Consider the following 16,587-nt stretch of genomic DNA (forward strand, 5'->3'; position numbering starts at 1 on the left):
TGAGTGAGTTGGAGCGGGCTGTCGCGGAGGTGTGGCGGCGGGTGCTGGGGGTGGACCGGGTCGGTCTGCACGACAACTTCTTCGCCCTCGGCGGCCAGTCGCTGCTCGCGGCGGAGGCGGTCGCACGCCTGAACAGCACCTTCGGGGTCGACCTCTCGCTGCCGATGATCTTCCAGGAGCCCACGGTCGCCGCCCTGGCGGCCGTGATCGAGGAGAAGCAGGCCGCGCCCGAGGACATGTCGGCACTGCCCGAACTGGTCGCGACCGGAAGGTCCGAGGCGCCGCTGTCCTACGACCAGGAGGGCATGTGGCTGTTGGAGCAGTGGCACCCCGGTAGTGCGGTGTACAACGTCCCGATCGGCCTGCGTCTGCGGGGTCGGCTCGACCCGGTCCGGCTGGAGCACGCCGTGCAGTCCGTCGTGGCGCGCCATGACGCACTGCGTACCGTCTTCCCCAAGGTGGACCCGCCCGTCCAGCGCGTACTGGCGGAGCCGGCCGTACCGCTGCGGACCGTGAACCTGTCCGACCACCCGACGGCCACCCGCGCGAATCAGGCACGGGTCCTGGCCGGACAGGATGCGAGCCGGCCGTTCGACCTCGAGAACGGGCCGCTGCTGCGGGCCACCCTGTACGTGCTCGATCCGGCCGACCATTTGCTGGTGCTGACCGTCCACCACCTCGTGTCCGACGGTACGTCCCTGGGGCTGCTCGTCGAGGAGGTCGGTGCGCTGTACGGCGGCGACCGGGCCGTCCCTGAACTGTCGGTGCAGTACCCCGACCACGCTACGTGGCAGCGCCAGTGGTTCACACCGGAACGGGTGGCGGACAAACTCGACTACTGGAAGCAGCAGCTGTCCGGCATCCCCACGGAACTCCGGCTGCCGGTCGACCGGCAGCGGCCGTCGGCGCAGTCGTTCAATGGCGGCTGTGTCGCCTTCAAGATCGGGGAAGCGACCACCCGCACGCTGGAAGACCTGGCCAACCGGGAGGGCGCGACCCTCTTCATGATGGCGCTGGCCGGTTACGCGCTCACCCTGCACCGCCGTACTGGACAGGACGACCTGCTCATCGGTACCCCGGCCGCCAGCCGTACCCGGACCGAACTCCAGCCAGTGATCGGTATGTTCGTCAACACCCTGGTCATTCGCAGCCGGAAGACCTCCGGCATGCCACTGAGGGACTTCCTGCATGCCATCCGCGACACCGCACTAGGGGCATTCGAACACCAGGAAGTTCCCTTCGAGTGGTTGATCGATGCGACCGGTGCGGCGCGGGGCCCGGCCCGTCCGCCGCTGGTCCAGGCGTGGCTCGACTTCATCAACATCTCCAACGCCAAGCCCGCGCTACAAGGTCTGGACGCGGAGTACACGGAGGTCTTCGATTGGCCGGTCCACTACGAAATTCAGTTTGATCTGTGGCCCGAGAGCGGCGGCCTGGTTGGTGAGATCCTCTACAAGACGGACCTCTTCGACCGAGAGACAGTGCAGGAAATCGCTGTTGAGTTCGCGAGCGTTCTTGATGCCATCGCGGCGGAGACGGCCACGATCGACGAGCTGATGGCGGCAGTCGATGATGCCCTGGCAGAGCACCGGGCCGGCCTGAGCGCCGAGCTGGACCACGCCGGCCGCGACAAGCTCGACCGGCTGCTGGCCAGGCGGGCCGCAGGGCCAGGGGCCGGGGGCGCATCGTGAGCGTGGCGGAAACGAGCGGGAAGAAGCAGCGGTCGCTCTGGCGGGACACCACGTTCGCGTACTTCTGGAGCTCGCAGGCGGCATCCTTCTTCGGGGCTCAAGTCACCATGGTGGCACTACCATTGATCGCGGTGTTCTCCTTGCATGCCAGCGCGTTCGAGGTCGGCGCCCTGGCCGCGGTCGAGCGGGTGCCGTTCGTCGTCCTGTCGCTGCCGGCGGGCGCCCTGATCGAGCGGATGGACCACCGCCGGGTCCTGGTGACCGCGGCAGCGCTCCGCACCGTGCTGATCCTCACCGTGCCGCTGGCCGCGGCGCTGGGCCTGCTGACCATCGGACATCTGTACCTGATCGCCGTGCTGATCGGTGCGCTGAGCGTCTTCGCCGATGTGGCGGGGATGTCGGTGGTGCCGGCGCTCCTGCCGGCGGACCGGCTGCCCGACGGCAACGGCAAACTCGAAGTGGGCCGCTCCGGCGCCGATGTCCTGGGACCCGGCCTCGGAGGATTCCTCGTCCAGGTGCTGACAGCGCCGTTCGCGCTGCTCGCCGACGCGCTCGCATTCGCCGTCTCCGGCCTGCTGATGTTCCGGGTCCGGCCGGCGGAGAAGCCCACTCCCGCCGAGCACGAAGAGCGCGCCTCACTGGTCCAACAGATCAGGGAGGGCCTGAAGTTCGTGGTGCGTACCCCGCTGCTGCTGTGGAACGCCGTCGCGGCTGCGCTCATGAACCTGTTCGCGTTCGTCTTCCTCGCGATTCAGTACCTCTACATGGTCGACGAAGTGGGGCTGAGCCCGGCCGTCGTCGGCCTGGTGCTCGCGCTCGGCGGCGCGGGCGGGGTGCTCGGCTCCCTGGCGTCCGGACGCCTCATCGAACGGCTCGGTCTCGGGCGCGCGTTGATCCTCGCCGCCGCCGCGGTGGCAGCGGGCGTCCTCATCGCCGGTACCGCCCCGCACCGGCCGATCGCGGGTCCCGCCGTGCTGGCTGTCGGGTACTTCCTGTACGTGCTCGGCGGGCCGGTGTTCAACGTGGCGGCGATCACCGCCCGGCAGGTGATCACCCCGGACCACCTACTGGCCCGGACGAACGCGACGATGAGGTTCTTCATCTGGAGCTCGATCCCGCTCGGCGCGTTCCTGGGCGGGCTGCTGGCCACGCTCCTGGGCCTGCGCGGCAGCGTGCTGGTCGCGGCGGCCGGCCTCCTGGTTCCGCTGGCTGTGCTGTCGCTGTCTCCGATAAGGAGTATGTCGCACTTGAAAGGGAGTGGTGCAGCATGACGGACGGGATACCGACGCCGGCATTCGGCCGACGCCGCGCGGTGGGTACGACGTTCAACGACCTGGTCGACATCACGCCGTCTGCGCATCCGGCGGACCCGGTCGTGGTGACCGCGCGACGCGCCGGGATCAAGCCGGCGGCGTGGTTGCAGGCGAACGCCGAGACCGTCGAGGCCCATCTGCACCGAACCGGGGCGGTCCTGTGCCGTGGGTTCGCGGTCGGCTCCGCCGAGGACTTCGCCGAGGTCGTGGCGGGAGACGACGAATTGCTGAACTACGTGTACGGGTCCACGCCGCGCAGCCGCGAACTGGACAAGGTGTACACCTCAACCGAATACCCGGCGGAGCAGACCATCGCGCAGCACAACGAGCTGTCGTACACCATTTCGTGGCCGGCGAAGCTGTGGTTCTGCTGTCTGGTGCCGGCCGCCGAGGGTGGCCAGACACCGCTGGCCGACAGCAGGCGGGTGCTGGAGCGGATCTCGCCGGAGGTACGGGAGCGTTTCGAACGGCACGGCGTGAAGTACACGCGCGAGTTCGGCAGCGGCGTCGGCCTGACCTGGCAGCAGACGTTCGAGACCACCGACCGCGCCACGGTGGAGCGGTTCTGCGCCGAGAACGGGATCCAGGCCGAATGGGGACCGCACGACACCCTGCGTACCACCCAGGTCTGCCAAGCCGTCGCGGAGCACCCGGTGACCAGCGAGCAGGTCTGGTTCAACCAGGCCCACTTGTTCCACCCGTCGGCCCTGCCGCAGGACATCCGCGCATCGTTGGCGGAGTCCGGCGCCGGGCTCACCCGGGACGCGTGCTACGGCGACGGCGCCCCGATTGGCGACGCGGAACTGGAGGAAGTCCGCCGCGCCTACGAGGCGGAAACCCGCTCCTTCGACTGGGCCGGCGGCGACGTGCTGGTCATCGACAACATCATCCTTGCGCACGGCCGCCGACCGTATAGCGGCAGCCGCCGCGTCCTGGTCGCGATGTCCGGCACGACGCGCGCGAACTGAACGGCCCGAGGGAGTCAGGGATGACCACAGGCACGGAATTCGTCCTGTCACCGCAGCAGCGACGCACATGGCTGGCGCAGCACACCGCGGAAGGTGCGCCCTGGCGCTGGGCGTGCGACATCGAGATCCGCGGTGCGGTCGACGCATCGCGGCTGCGGCAGGCGATCGCGGGCCTCGTCGAGCGCCACGAGATCCTGCGTACGACGTACCGGCGCATCGCCAGTCTCGACGCCCCGGTCCAGGTCATCGCAGCATCCTGGCCGGTGGAGCTGGACGCGGCCGCCGACCGGCCCGAGCCGCGGGACGTGCAGGGCATCGAACAGCCCCTGCGGGCGAGCCTGACCGAGCAGGCCGACGGAAGTCACCTGCTGCGGCTGCAGGGACCGGGGCCCAGCCTCGATGTCCTGGGCATCACCCAGGTCGCAGACGAGATCGCGCGCCGGTATGCCGACGGGGACATCGCAGCAAAGGACGAAGACGTACCGCAGTACGCCGACATAGCCGAGTGGCTGAACGAACTGCTGCATGCAGAGGACACGGCGGCCGGCCGAGACTACTGGAGACGGCTGGCCGCAGGTCCTGGCGTGCCCGTCACGCCCCCGTTCCTCGGGCGGGACGACGCCGGCGACCGGCGCACATTCCAGGGGGTGCGGCTACCCGTCGCGGCGAACCGGATCTCCACCCTGGACGATCCCCGATCGCTGCTGCTGGCCGCATGGTCGATCCTGCTGTACCGATACGGCAGGCAGGAGGAGTCACTGCTGGCCGTGGCGCACCCCGGCCGTCGGCACCCCGCACTGGAGAACGCGATAGGGGCCTTCACCCGATACGTACCCGTTGCTCTGGCACTGCGCGCCGACACCACGGTGGAGGAAGCGATCCGCAGGGTCGCCGAGGCCGATGAGGAGGCGGCGCGCTACCAAGACTACTTCACGCGTGAGATGTGGGCCGAATACCGGCAGGGCTCGCCCGCGGAGTTCGCCGTCGGCTTCGACTACCACTCGCTGCCGACGCCGGTCGCGGGGAACGGCTGTACGTTCGCCGTCCGCCACATCGAGGACTCCACCGACCTGTTCGACATCCGGCTGCGCTGCCTGCGTACCGAGGACGGGGTGGAGGCGTACGTCGAGTACGACGCGGGCCGGGTGCTGCCCGAAGACGCGTCGGGGCTGGTCGCCGCGCTGGATGTGGTGCTGGGTGAGATGGCCGCGGACCCCGGGCACCCCATCGGTGAACTGCGCCTGACGGCAGGCACGCGGTCGGATCGGCCGAGTCGGTCCGCCCCGGGGACCGCACGGTCCAGGATCGCGGACCGATTCGCGGAGATGGCCCGCAGCCGGCCGGCCACGATTGCGGTCGAGCACGGCACCGAGCGCTACACCTACGGCGAGTTGGACCGCTGGGCGGCCGACACGGCGGGGGAGCTGGGCCGGCTGGGTGCAGGGCCGGGCACCGTCGTCGCGATTCTCCTCGACCGGGGGCCCGCGACAGTTGCAGCGATCCTCGGCTGCCTGCGGGCCGGTGCCGCGTACACCGTCGTCGGCACCGACCTGCCCACGGACCGGATCCGCTTCCTCATCGACGACAGTTCCGCCGGTGTCGTGCTCACCGACGCACATTGGTTGTCGCGAGTGCCGGTGAGACTGCCGACAGTCGTGCTGCGGCCCGACGGCTGCGAGCTGGGGGGCACTCCTGCTGACCGGCCGCGGACAGCCGTACCGGCCGACACCGCCTACCTCATGTACACCTCGGGCACGACCGGCACGCCGAAAGGTGTGCAGGTCGGGCACCGCAATCTGGCCGGATACGTGGACGGCCTGGTGGCGGCCCTCCAGCTCGACAGCCCGTTGACCTACTGCCACGTGTCCTCGTTCGCCGCGGATCTCGGCAATTCGGTGCTCTTTCCCGCCCTGTGCACCGGCGGTCGGCTGATCATTGCCACTCGGGGCGAGACCACCGATGCCGACCGACTCGGGCGCCGGATGCGCGAGGCTGCCGTCGACGTGGTGAAGATCGTGCCGTCCCATCTCCGGGCGCTGTTGCAGGCGTCCCGGTCCCCGGCGGATCTCGTACCGCGCCGGTACCTGATCACCGGTGGGGAGTCCCTCGACCGTGACCTGCTCGACCGGATCAGGGAATCGTCCGAGACATGCCAGGTGGTCAACCACTACGGGCCGACGGAGACCACGGTCGGGGCCACCTACTACCGGGTTCCCCCCGGGCCGCTGGACGCGCGGCTGGCCACGGTGCCGATCGGCAGGCCCTTCGACGGCGCGGCAGTCCACGTCGTGGACCGCGCGATGCAGGAAGTGCCGGCGTGGGTCCCCGGCGAGGTCCTCATCGGCGGAACGGGCGTGGCATACGGCTACCACAACGGTCCGGGCTCGACCGCCGAACGTTTTTGGCCCGATCCGTTCGGCCCGGCCGCCGGCGAACGCCTGTACCGCACGGGAGACGTGGCCCGAAGACTGCCCTCCGGCGACATTCAGTTCATCGGGCGCGAGGACGGGCAGGTGAAGGTCGCCGGGTACCGGGTGGAGCTGGGCGAGATCGAGGCGGTCACTGCGGAGTCGGCCGGGGTCCGGCAGTGCATCGCCGTTCTGGACTCGCGCGGAGACCAAGCGGGAATCGTCGTGTACGTCACCCCAGGCGACGAGCCGCTGAACGTCGACGATGTCCGGGACCTCCTGGCCGCCCGGCTCCCCGCCTACCTGCAGCCGTCGGCCATCGTGCCGCTCGACCGGTTCCCGCTCACCGCGAACGGAAAGGTCGACCGGGCGGCACTGCCCGCACCGGTCATCGGCACCGGCACCACTGGCGCAGAGCCGGCGAACGAGGCCGAACGGACTCTGCTGCGGATCTGGCGGGAGGTCCTCGGTCACCCCACGATCGGAGTCAACGACGACTTCTTCCGGAGCGGCGGGAACTCGCTGCTCGCCATCCGGCTGATGTCGGTGATCGAGAAGGAGACCGGCGTCAACCTTCCGCTGTCGGCGCTGCTGGAAGCCAACACCGTGGAGCAGCTGGCCACTCGGATGCCGTCACCGTCGGGCACGGCACCGCGGCCCGAGCACCCGGCGGCGGACTCGACCACCCCGTTCTTCTGCGTACACGCAGGCGGCGGAGGCGTGCTGGCGTACGCCGAACTGGTGCGGGCCATGGCACCCGAGCACACGCTGGTCGGGATCGAGGCCGTGGGGCTGCGCCCGGGTGGCACGATGCAGACGGACCTCCGGGAGATGGCGCGGACGTATGCGGCGGAGATCCGCGAGCGGCAGCCGGTCGGGCCGTACCTGATCGGCGGCTGGTGCCTGGGCGGGTTCATCGCGCACGAGGTGGCACAGCAGCTGGCCCGGCAGGGCGAGACGGTGGCGGCGCTCGTGGTCCTGGACAGCTCCGCGCCGCCCCGGACGGCGCTGGACGAGCAGGCCGGCACCGGCACGGATTCCGGCACCGACGACCACACGGACGAGGACCTTGAGCTGCTGATCCGGTTCGCCTGGCACTACCAGCTGGAACTCGACGACACGAAGCTGCCGGCCATGAGTGGCGAGGAGCGCTTCGCCCACATCCTCGAACGGGCCCGGCTCGCCGGCGTACTGCCGACGGACGCGGGCAGCGAGCGGTTCGAGCAGTTGCTCGCCGTTTACCGGAACAACATGCGGGCGGCCGACGCGTACGCCGGAAGCGGGCAGTTGCCCGAGGTGGCCCAGTTCCCGGTGCTGCTGGTGCGCGCCGAAGAGGACCCGATCTGGCCCGAACTGGACGAGACGCTCGGCTGGTCCGGGCTGTACGGGGACCAGGTCGACGTGGTCACCGCGCCCGGTGACCACCACACCATGCTGAGCCCCGACCGGTCCGAGAAGCTGGCGAAGCAGCTGACCGGCTACCTGGACCACACCATCAACCGACCGAAGGGGAACCAACGATGACCGACACCCTCCACGACAACCAGGCCTACCAGGTCGTCGTCAACCACGAGGAGCAGTACTCGATCTGGCCCGCACAGCGGGAAGTGCCCGAGGGCTGGCGACCAGTGGGGACGACCGGACCGAAGGACGACTGCCTGGCATACATCAACGAGGTGTGGACCGACATGCGCCCGCTGAGTCTGCGCCAGCAGGAACCTGTCAAAGGGCAGTAGATGAGGCCGGCGGAAGTTCTTGTCGTCGGCGCCGGAATCGCCGGACTCGCCGCTGCGGAGCAACTGCAGCGGCGAGGCGTGTCCGTGCAGGTGGTCGAGCGGGCCGCGTCGCTGCGGATGACCACAGCGGGCATCGTGCTGCACCCCAACGCGCTGGCCTGCCTGGACCACCTGGGCGGGCTCCCGGACCGCAGCGGAGGGGTACGGCAAGGGGGCAACCCGGATGCACAACCGGTCTTCACCGGTCACACGTTCATCCGGACCACGGTTCCCGGTGCGGCACCGAAGCCCCTTCCGGAATGGCGGACATGGCGGGCAGGGCCGCATACGTTCGGCCTCATGCCCATCGGCCAGGGCCGGATGTCCATGTTCTTCCAGATCACGGCCTCCGAGCCGATCGCTTCGAAGCCGCAGGACGCGTACGAGGTCCTGCGGAAGGGGTGCTGCGACATGCCCGGTGAGGTGCGCGACTTCGTCGACTCCATGCGACTGGACGAGCAGTTGGTGACCCGGTCCGCCTTCGCGCCGGCCACCGGACGAGTCGTGTCGAGGAGGGTTGTTCTCATCGGCGACGCCGCCCACGCCGTCTCGCCGGCGACGGCCCAGGGCGGAGGTCTGGCTGTCGAGGAGGCCGTAGCCGCACTACGTTCGCCCGTGCCGGAACAGGGGGTTCGGTCCCGGCCGACGGCGGACGCCTCGGCCTGGTACCGAAGTCTGTACGGCCCTCTCCTGGTGGCGGCGTAAATGACCGGGCTCCAAACGATCGACGACGCGAAGCCGGCAACAGGTCGGCGTATCTCACGGCACCTGCTGGCCTACGCCGCACTCGTGGGTGTCCCCGGCGTGCTGGTGCTGCTGGCTTTGCGCCTGCCGACGCCGGCACACCCGGCCGGCGGTGGGGCGGCCGGTCCTGCCGCGTCCCAGTCAGGAACGGTGCCGGCGAACGTCTTCACCGGCCTGATCATCGCCATACCGGTGATCCTCATCGCCTGTTGTGCAGTGGCTCGGATCCTGCGGCCGATCGGGCAGCCCAAGGTCATCGGCGACATCCTCGCCGGCGTGCTGCTCGGGCCGTCGTTCCTCGGTCTGCTCTGGCCGGACGCCTTCCACCGGCTGTTCCCGGCGGAGCTGGTAGGGGTCATGAACGTCCTGGCCCAGCTCGGCCTGATTTTCTTCATGTTCCTCATCGGCCGGGACCTCGAGCCCGGTTACCTGCGCGACCGCGGCGGGGCCATCGCGCTGGTGAGCCACGCCGGTTTCGCCATCCCGTTCCTGGCCGGGATGCTGCTGGCCCGTCCCATGTACGCGGCATTCGGCTCGGGCAGCACCAGCTTCACGACGTTCGCGCTGTTCCTGGCCGTGTCGATGAGCATCACGGCGGTACCGGTGCTGGCCCGGATCATCGAGGCGCAGGGTCTGCGGTCGACACCGCTGGGGTCGATGGTGATGGCGAGCAGCGTCGTCGGTGATGTGACCGCATGGTGTGTGCTGGCGTTCGTGATCGCCACGGCCCGGTCCGCGTCCCCGACCGGTGCGGTGCTGACGGTGCTGCTCACGGTCGCGTTCGTGGCCTTCATGCTGGCCGTCGTCCGTCCGGTGCTGGCTCGTCTCTTCGGCGAAGGCCGGCGGTCGATCCCGGATGCCGCCACGCTCCCGGTACTGCTGTCCGCCATCATGATGTGCGCGCTGATCACCGAGGCGATCGGAATCCATGCGATCTTCGGCGCCTTCCTGCTCGGCGTGATCACGCCGAGCGACTCGGCACGGATACAGCGGGCGGCGGAGAGCATGTCGGGCACGACGACGGCCCTCCTGCTGCCCCTGTTCTTCGTTGTCACCGGCCTGCGTACCAGCATCGGCGCTCTCGACGGCCTGCACACCTGGCTGTGGTGTCTCGCCGTCTCGCTGATCGCGATCGGCGCGAAGTGGGGCAGCAGCATGGCCGCCGGTCGGCTGGCCGGCTACGACTGGTCACAGTCCATGTCCATGGGTGCGCTGATGAGCTGTCGCGGGCTGACCGAGCTCATCGTCCTCAACATCGCACTCGATCTCGGCGTGATCACCCCGACAGTGTTCACCATGCTCGTGATCATGGCCTTGGTGTCCACCATGCTGACCTCTCCCGCCCTGACGCTGATCCGACGCCGGTCGAATCGCGCGCGAGTCCGGCACCTCGACGGAATGCGGGGGCACGGCCATGGCTGACAAGCTGGTCGGGTCGCGCTGGCTCCCGCCCCATCGGAGCCTCCCGGATGCCGGGGTGCAGTTGTTCTGCCTGCCGGCCGCGGGCATGGGCGCGTCGGCGTACCGAGGGTGGCAGGGTGCGCTCGGAACGGGGGTCGAGGCGATCGCCGTACAACTGCCCGGCCGGGAGATGCGCTTCGACGAGCAGCCGCTGGCGACTGCCGAGGAGATCGTCGAGCGGTTGACCGGACCGCTGCTGGAACGCGCCGACCGGCCGTTCGCGCTGTTCGGCCACAGCATGGGGGCCTTGCTGTCGTTCGAGATCGCGCACGAGGCGGTGCGGCGCGGACGCCCTCCGGTGCAGCTGATCGTTTCCGGGCTGGAGGCGGCGCACGATCGGACGCCGGTCCGGGTCAACGCGCACGAGCTGCCCGAGCCCGAGCTGCTGGAGTACGTGCTGAAGCTGGGCGGGATACCGCCCGAGGGGCACGAATACCCCGAGCTGGTGTCCTTGTTCCTACCCACGCTGCGCGCCGACCTCGCGGTGGGGGAGACCTACCGGTACCGCGAGCGGACACCGCTGCCGGTGCCGATCACGGCCCTGGCCGGGCGGGACGACCCCACGGTCGACCACCGCCGGTTCGCCGCCTGGTCACAGTTGACCTGCAAAGGGGTGCGCACCCACCTGCTGCCCGGAGAGCACTTCTACCTGGACGCCGAACGGCAGGCGGTGCTCGACATCATCAGGTCGGTGCTGCGGTGACGCCGGAAGGTTCGGGTGTGTCCCGTGGACCGGTGCGCAGCGTGTGACCACGCCACGAACCGGTCCTCGGGACTCAGCTCACTGGCCGGCCGCCGAATCGGCCGTCGAGACCGCCGTGGCCTGACTCCGCCAGTGCAGCCCGTCCCGTGACGGAACAAGGCCGCCGGGGAACTGCGGGTCAGGCTCCGGCAGCAGTTCCGGCGTATCGGCCAGCGCCGCGCGCACCTGCAGGTCGGTCGCCTCGTGCAGGACGTCACCGAGGAGCCGGGTATCGCTGCCCTGGAAGACGAGGTCGCCCTCGTCCATGACCTCCGGGCGCGACGCCTGCTGGAGGGCATCACTGAACTGGTTCGACGGGTGCCGGGACGCGGAATCGAAGAGCTCCCGGTCCGGCCCGGACACGCCCGCCACCAGGTCCACGAACGCCTGGGCGTCGCCTTGTTCGGTGCCGAGCAGTTTGCGGGCCTCCCAGAAGTACGACGACTCATCGCGGTTGAGCTCGTACATCGACTGCAGGAACTGGTTGAAGAGCTCGTACTCGCGCCGGTAGCGCCTCTCGAACTCGGTGAAGCACGCCTCCTCGGTCAACTCGCCCTTGAGCCGGGTGTTGATCGACCGGGCCGCCAGCACGCCGCTGTAGGTGGCCAGGTGCACGCCGGTGGAGAACACGGGATCGATGAAGCAGGCCGCGTCGCCGACCAGCGCCACGCCGGGCCGCCAGAACGAGGTGTTGCAGTACGAGTAGTCCTTGCGGACCCGCAGCTTCCCGTACATTCCCTCGGTCACGCGATGCGCGTCCGACAGGTAGTCGGCGATCAACGGACACGAGGCGATGAACTGCTCCATGGCCTCTTCCCGACCCCGCTGGAGCACGTCGATCCGGTCGCGTGACATCACGACCCCGACGCTGGTGAGCGTGTCGGAGAGCGGGATGTACCAGATCCACCCGTCGGAGAACGCGGCGCACAGGATGTTGCCCTCGTTCGGCGCCGGCAGCCGCTTGCCGCCCTCGTAGTAGCCGAACAGCGCGACGTTCCGGAAGAAGTCGGACAGCTCTCTTGTGGCGACCGTCTTGTACAGGCTGTCCGTGTTCCCCGCGGCGACGACGACGTAGCTGGACCGTACGGTGTGCTCCGCGCCGTCGGCATCCCGGAACCGTACGCCGCAGACCCGGCCGCCCTCCTCCTCCAGCGCCAGTACCTCGTGCTCCTCCCGCACCTCGACGCCGTGCCGACGGGCGTTCTTGAGCAGGATGTCGTCGAATCGCGCGCGGTCGACCTGGTAGGCGGTCGAGGTCGGCCCGGCGAGTTTGCGCGAGAGCGCGAAGGTGAAGGTCCAGGGCTCGGGGTTGGTGCCCCAGCGGAACGTTCCGCCGCGCTTGACCGGGAAGTTCGCCTCCTCCAGTTCCTTGGTGACGCCGAGCATCGCGCCTATGCCGTGCACGGTGGACGGCAGGAGCGACTCGCCGATCTGATAGCGCGGGAAGCGTTCCTTCTCCAGCAGGAGCACACGGTGCCCGGCCTGGGCGATGAGGGTGGCGGTGGTGGATCCACCGGGTCCGCCACCCACTACGACGACGTCGAACTGCCGATCTCTCGTTCCGCTCATGTCAGTCAACCTCTCGGTGATGGGCCTCGGCCGTCGTCGCCGCGTCCGCGATATTGATCTCCAGCCACTCGGCCAGTTCTCCGACCGTCGGAGCTTCGTAGACCCACAGCAGCGGTACCTGAGCACCGAACACCTGGGTAAGCCGCAGGGCGACACGCACGACGGCGAGCGACCCTCCGATGTCGAGGAAGCTGAGGCTGCGCCTGACGTGTGGGACGCCGAGGATCTCGCACCAGATCGCGGCGACGGTCTCCTCGACGGCGCCGCGCGGTGCGTCGTCGCCGGGGAATTCCGTGGGGGAGGGCACGAGCGCTTCCAGCGCCCGCAGGTCGACCTTGCCGTTGGGCGTGAGCGGCAGCCGGTCCAACCGGCGGATCTCGCTCGGCACCATGTACGTGGGCAGCACTTCGCCGAGGAAGGTCCGCAGGCCGGCCAGGTCGACGGAGGGACCGGTGACGAACGCGACGAGTGTGGTGTCCCCGGTTCCGGCCGGGGCCACCACACTGGCCTGCCGGACGTCGGGGTGACGCTGCATCGCGTTCTCGATCTCGTCCGGTTCGACCCGGTAGCCATGGACCTTCACCTGACGGTCGATTCGCCCGAGGAATTCGAGCTCTCCGTCCGCACGGCGGCGGACTTGGTCGCCGGTGCGGTACCGACGCGCACCCGCCGGTCCGGCCGGGTCGGGCTCGAAGGCGGCTGCGGTCAGGTCCGGCCGCTCGTAGTAGCCGCGGGCCAGCCCGGTGCCGCCGATGCACAGCTCGCCAGGCACGCCGTCGGGCACGGGGGCGCCGGCCGGGTCGAGCACAGTGACCCGGATGCCACCCACCGAGCGTCCGATGGGCACGGTGTCAAGGTCGGCGAGGTCCTCCTCGGGCGCCCGCCAGACCGTGCTCCACACGGTGCCCTCGGTGGGGCCGTACTCATTGAGCAGGTCGACCGCGGGCAGGCGGGCCCGGCTCTTCGCAGGGAGGCCGGGCGGGCACCGTTCGCCGGCGACCGTGACCGTACGCAGCGAGGCGAGCCCGGACGGCTCCGCGGTCTCCAGCAGGAGCTCGTACAGCGACGGCAGGGTGAGAACCGTGTCGATGTCGCCCCGCTCGATGAGTTGGCCGACCGTGTCCAGATCGGACTCCGTGCCGGGCGCGGGCAGGTGCAGCGCACCGCCGCGCGTCAACGTGCCGAAGATCCCGGCGACGGCGCTGTCGAAGGCCATCGCGGACAGCAGCAGGAACGCCCGGGGCGGCAGGTACCAGTCATGCCGGGCGAGGGTGGAGCCGACCAAGGACCGGTGCGTGACGGCCACCCCCTTGGGGCGCCCCGTCGAGCCGGACGTGTAGATGACGTAGGCGAGGTTGTCCGGGTGGGCCGGCTGCGCGGGGATGAACTCGGGCTGACTGGTGGTCAGGTCCCAGCCCTCGTCGAGGAAGAGCACCGGGGCGCCGGTAGTCGGCCGATGTGCCAGCGCGCGCCGGCTCAGTATGAGCCGGACGGGAACGCCGGACAGTCGGTCGACCGGGCTCGCCGGGTCCAGGGGCACGTATGTGCCACCGGCCTTCAGGATGGCCAGGATGCTGATGACCATCTCCGGAGACTTGGGCAGATGCACGCCGACGAGGGTCTCCGGTCCGATGTCGCGCTTTTGCAGTTCGTCGGCGAGGGCGTTGGCCCGTTGGTCGAGTTCGGCGTAGGTCAGTGTCGCTGTCGGCGACACCACAGCCGGAGCGTGTGGTTCGTGCTGCACCGCGCTGGAAACGAGGTCGTGAATACACTGGTTGGCGTACCGCAAAGGTCTTCCCTCCTGAACGTCGACCATCGCGCCGGTCAGCATTCGAGTGGAACCATTCGATGCCGGATGGCGGTCTCGACAAGCACCTCGCGCCCGCAGCCCCGGGCCAGCCTCAGCTTGTCGGTGAGATATTCAATGTGGGCGTTGACGGCACGGACAGTCATGTTCGATCCCAGTCGGCGTGCTATCTGCTCCGACGTGGGGAGCGGGCTGGACGTCGATCCGCGCAGGCGGGGTTCGCAGAGTGTCCGCAGTACAGCGAAGTACGCGGCCTGTGGATTGAGCGCAGGTTCCGCCTCGCGGACGGCGGCGCACGGCGCCGGCAGCACCTGCGCATGCTTCGGCTCCGGGCCGAAGACGGTGAGATACGGGCCATCGGTGCGCCCGGCGACACTGACTTGGCACAGCTCGAACGGTACCGGCGCGAGATACCGGCCGGGGTCGACGGTCAGGTACTCGTAACAGTTCTCCAGGTTCTCCACCAGGAGCGTCTGAATCGGGCAGAAGTTTGTCAACAACCAGTGACCAGCAGTGGCTGTGATTTCACCAGTGAACCAGGTTGCCTGCTGGTCAAGCACGAGATCAAGGCCGCATTGCCCGCATGTGCAGGAGCCGAATGTTGCCGATTCGCCATCGCGTAAGTCTATTTGGCCCGGTTTTCCTGCTTTCCGGCTCGGCGTCAGGACTGTAACAACTGCACGCACAACCGCCTCCGTCTATCGGCATCCGCCGAGCATGTCCGCATGACCTAGTCGCGGTCTTGTCGGAGGGGAGTGTGTCGACAAGGTTCTGACATGATCGCCAACCAGACGTTGCGAAGACGCTTGGCGAATGCCGATGCGTAGTGCGAGTGTTGCCAACGCGGGCGGACAATCGCTGGGCGAGGTTCGTCCCATCACCTACGACCCCTTTTCGTACCAAGTGCAGGAGGATCCGTATCCCGTCTACGCGTGGATGCGCGAGAACGCCCCGGTCTATCGGAATGAGGAACGCGACTTCTACGTGTTGTCCCGGCATGCCGACGTCCTGGCGGCGATGCGAGACGCGGGCACCTTCAGCAACCGCAATGGGATATCCCTGGAATCCACCATGTCCGGGGCCCAGGCGTACAAGAACGTCTTCTTCCTGGCCCTCGATCCGCCCGACCACACCACTGTGCGCCGCCTGTTCCAGCGGAAATTCTCACCGCGCACCGTCGCCGAGCGCGAGGCGCACATCCGCGAGCTCACCCGGCGACGGCTGGAGACCTTGCGGGACCAGGACACCTTCGACTTCGCCGGCGACCTCGCCAACCCCGTGTCCAGCGACGGGGTCTGCGACATGCTCGGCATTCCGGAATCCGACTGGGACACCGTCCGGCTCGACTCCGATCTGCTCAACACCCGGAAGCACGACTCCGACGAACGGACGCCGGAGAACCTTGCCGCCGCCTTCCGGCTCGGTACCTACTACGGGCAGTTGGTCGCCGACATTCGCCGCCAACCCGGCGACAACCTCATTTCGATGCTCACGCAGTCCGAGATCGAGGGCAGGCCGGTCAGCGACTCGGAGATCGTCGCCTTCATCTTCCTCATCGTCAGCGGCGGGAACGAGTCGACCAGCAAGCAGGTCGGCAACGCGTGGTACCACGGCTGGCGGCTGCCGGACGTGCAGCGAGCCGGACTTGCCGGCCGGTTCACCGACTGGGCCAATGAGACGCTCCGCTTCGACTCCTCCAGCCAGATGACGTCGCGCACCGTGACCTGCGACATCGTGCTCCACGACACGCACGTCCCGGCCGGGTCCCGCATGGTGCTGCTGCACGCTTCCGGCAATCGCGATCACCGGGTCTTCGACGACCCCGACCGCTTCGACCTCGACCGCGACACTCGCAAAATGATCAGCTTCGGCGCCGGCTCCCACCACTGCCTCGGCGGAGCCCTGGCAACGCTCGAAATCCCCATCGTGCTGGAGGAGGTCGCCAAACACGTCGCCGAGTACGAACTCGACATGGCGGCCGCCCAGCGCGTGCATTCCGCGCACCAACGTGGTTTTACGTCTCTGCCGTGCAGCGTTGTCTGGCGCAAGGGAGCCCGGCGCTGAGGCTCTGCCGGGACCCGGATTCGGCGTTGATGCCGTCCGTTTGCC

The 16,587-nt window shown here is 68.9% G+C and carries 12 protein-coding genes; 9 read left to right on the top strand and 3 right to left on the bottom strand.

Going from position 1 to position 16,587, the window contains the following annotated elements:
* The 8 genes from AB0D04_RS26900 to AB0D04_RS26935 form a co-directional block, all read left to right on the top strand.
* Positions 1-1,691 (top strand): condensation domain-containing protein (locus AB0D04_RS26900; RefSeq protein ID WP_362708121.1); only part of this gene is annotated, 1,691 nt, incomplete at its 5' end.
* Positions 1,688-2,962, top strand: a complete 1,275-nt coding sequence (locus tag AB0D04_RS26905; RefSeq protein ID WP_362708123.1) for an MFS transporter — start codon at positions 1,688-1,690, stop codon at positions 2,960-2,962. The genes AB0D04_RS26900 and AB0D04_RS26905, both read left to right, overlap by 4 nt.
* Positions 2,959-3,972: a TauD/TfdA family dioxygenase gene (locus AB0D04_RS26910; RefSeq protein ID WP_362708126.1), complete on the top strand. Its 1,014-nt coding sequence runs from the start codon at positions 2,959-2,961 to the stop codon at positions 3,970-3,972. The genes AB0D04_RS26905 and AB0D04_RS26910 overlap by 4 nt, the downstream gene beginning before the upstream one ends.
* Positions 3,973-3,992: 20 nt before the next feature.
* Positions 3,993-7,904: an amino acid adenylation domain-containing protein gene (locus tag AB0D04_RS26915; protein WP_362708129.1), complete on the top strand. Its 3,912-nt coding sequence runs from the start codon at positions 3,993-3,995 to the stop codon at positions 7,902-7,904.
* A complete protein-coding gene (locus tag AB0D04_RS26920; RefSeq protein WP_362708132.1) occupies positions 7,901-8,116 on the top strand; it encodes an MbtH family NRPS accessory protein in 216 nt (71 codons plus the stop codon). The genes AB0D04_RS26915 and AB0D04_RS26920 overlap by 4 nt, the downstream gene beginning before the upstream one ends.
* Positions 8,117-8,860, top strand: coding sequence for an FAD-dependent oxidoreductase (locus AB0D04_RS26925; RefSeq protein WP_362708134.1), 744 nt, complete (start codon positions 8,117-8,119; stop codon positions 8,858-8,860).
* Positions 8,861-10,321 (top strand): cation:proton antiporter, encoded by a 1,461-nt coding sequence (locus AB0D04_RS26930; RefSeq protein WP_362708137.1) that lies wholly within the window; start codon positions 8,861-8,863, stop codon positions 10,319-10,321.
* Positions 10,314-11,063 carry an alpha/beta fold hydrolase gene (locus tag AB0D04_RS26935; RefSeq protein WP_362708139.1) on the top strand — a complete coding sequence of 250 codons (750 nt, stop codon included), beginning with the start codon at positions 10,314-10,316 and terminating at the stop codon, positions 11,061-11,063. Before AB0D04_RS26930 ends, AB0D04_RS26935 begins: the two co-directional genes overlap by 8 nt.
* Before the next feature lie 78 nt (positions 11,064-11,141).
* Here the strand turns inward: AB0D04_RS26935 and AB0D04_RS26940 are convergent, their stop codons facing one another.
* The 3 genes from AB0D04_RS26940 to AB0D04_RS26950 are packed head-to-tail and all read right to left on the bottom strand — an operon-like array spanning position 11,142 to position 15,038.
* On the bottom strand, positions 11,142-12,671 hold the full coding sequence (locus AB0D04_RS26940) for an FAD-dependent oxidoreductase (RefSeq protein ID WP_362708141.1): 1,530 nt from the start codon (positions 12,669-12,671) through the stop codon (positions 11,142-11,144).
* A 1-nt stretch (position 12,672) separates the two neighbouring features.
* Positions 12,673-14,502, bottom strand: a complete 1,830-nt coding sequence (locus tag AB0D04_RS26945) for a non-ribosomal peptide synthetase (RefSeq protein ID WP_362708143.1) — start codon at positions 14,500-14,502, stop codon at positions 12,673-12,675.
* A complete protein-coding gene (locus AB0D04_RS26950; protein ID WP_362708146.1) occupies positions 14,496-15,038 on the bottom strand; it encodes a hypothetical protein in 543 nt (180 codons plus the stop codon). Before AB0D04_RS26950 ends, AB0D04_RS26945 begins: the two co-directional genes overlap by 7 nt.
* A gap of 253 nt (positions 15,039-15,291) precedes the next feature.
* Between AB0D04_RS26950 and AB0D04_RS26955 the strand changes: the two genes are divergently transcribed.
* Entirely contained in the window at positions 15,292-16,542 is a 1,251-nt protein-coding gene (locus AB0D04_RS26955) for a cytochrome P450 (protein WP_362708148.1), read from the top strand.
* The last annotated feature ends 45 nt before the right edge of the window (positions 16,543-16,587 follow it).

It is taken from the genome of Streptomyces sp. NPDC048483, from assembly GCF_040651455.1.
Taxonomy (GTDB): Bacteria; Actinomycetota; Actinomycetes; order Streptomycetales; family Streptomycetaceae; genus Streptomyces.

What these genes read in the sequence shown, in the direction of transcription:
- AB0D04_RS26955 (WP_362708148.1), top strand. Translation starts at nt 15,292, where the DNA reads ATGCCGATGCGTAGTGCGAGTGTTGCCAACGCGGGCGGACAATCGCTG.
- AB0D04_RS26915 (WP_362708129.1), top strand. Translation starts at nt 3,993, where the DNA reads ATGACCACAGGCACGGAATTCGTCCTGTCACCGCAGCAGCGACGCACA.
- AB0D04_RS26930 (WP_362708137.1), top strand. Translation starts at nt 8,861, where the DNA reads ATGACCGGGCTCCAAACGATCGACGACGCGAAGCCGGCAACAGGTCGG.
- AB0D04_RS26935 (WP_362708139.1), top strand. Translation starts at nt 10,314, where the DNA reads ATGGCTGACAAGCTGGTCGGGTCGCGCTGGCTCCCGCCCCATCGGAGC.
- AB0D04_RS26940 (WP_362708141.1), bottom strand. Translation starts at nt 12,671, where the DNA reads ATGAGCGGAACGAGAGATCGGCAGTTCGACGTCGTCGTAGTGGGTGGC.
- AB0D04_RS26920 (WP_362708132.1), top strand. Translation starts at nt 7,901, where the DNA reads ATGACCGACACCCTCCACGACAACCAGGCCTACCAGGTCGTCGTCAAC.
- AB0D04_RS26945 (WP_362708143.1), bottom strand. Translation starts at nt 14,502, where the DNA reads ATGCTGACCGGCGCGATGGTCGACGTTCAGGAGGGAAGACCTTTGCGG.
- AB0D04_RS26910 (WP_362708126.1), top strand. Translation starts at nt 2,959, where the DNA reads ATGACGGACGGGATACCGACGCCGGCATTCGGCCGACGCCGCGCGGTG.
- AB0D04_RS26925 (WP_362708134.1), top strand. Translation starts at nt 8,117, where the DNA reads ATGAGGCCGGCGGAAGTTCTTGTCGTCGGCGCCGGAATCGCCGGACTC.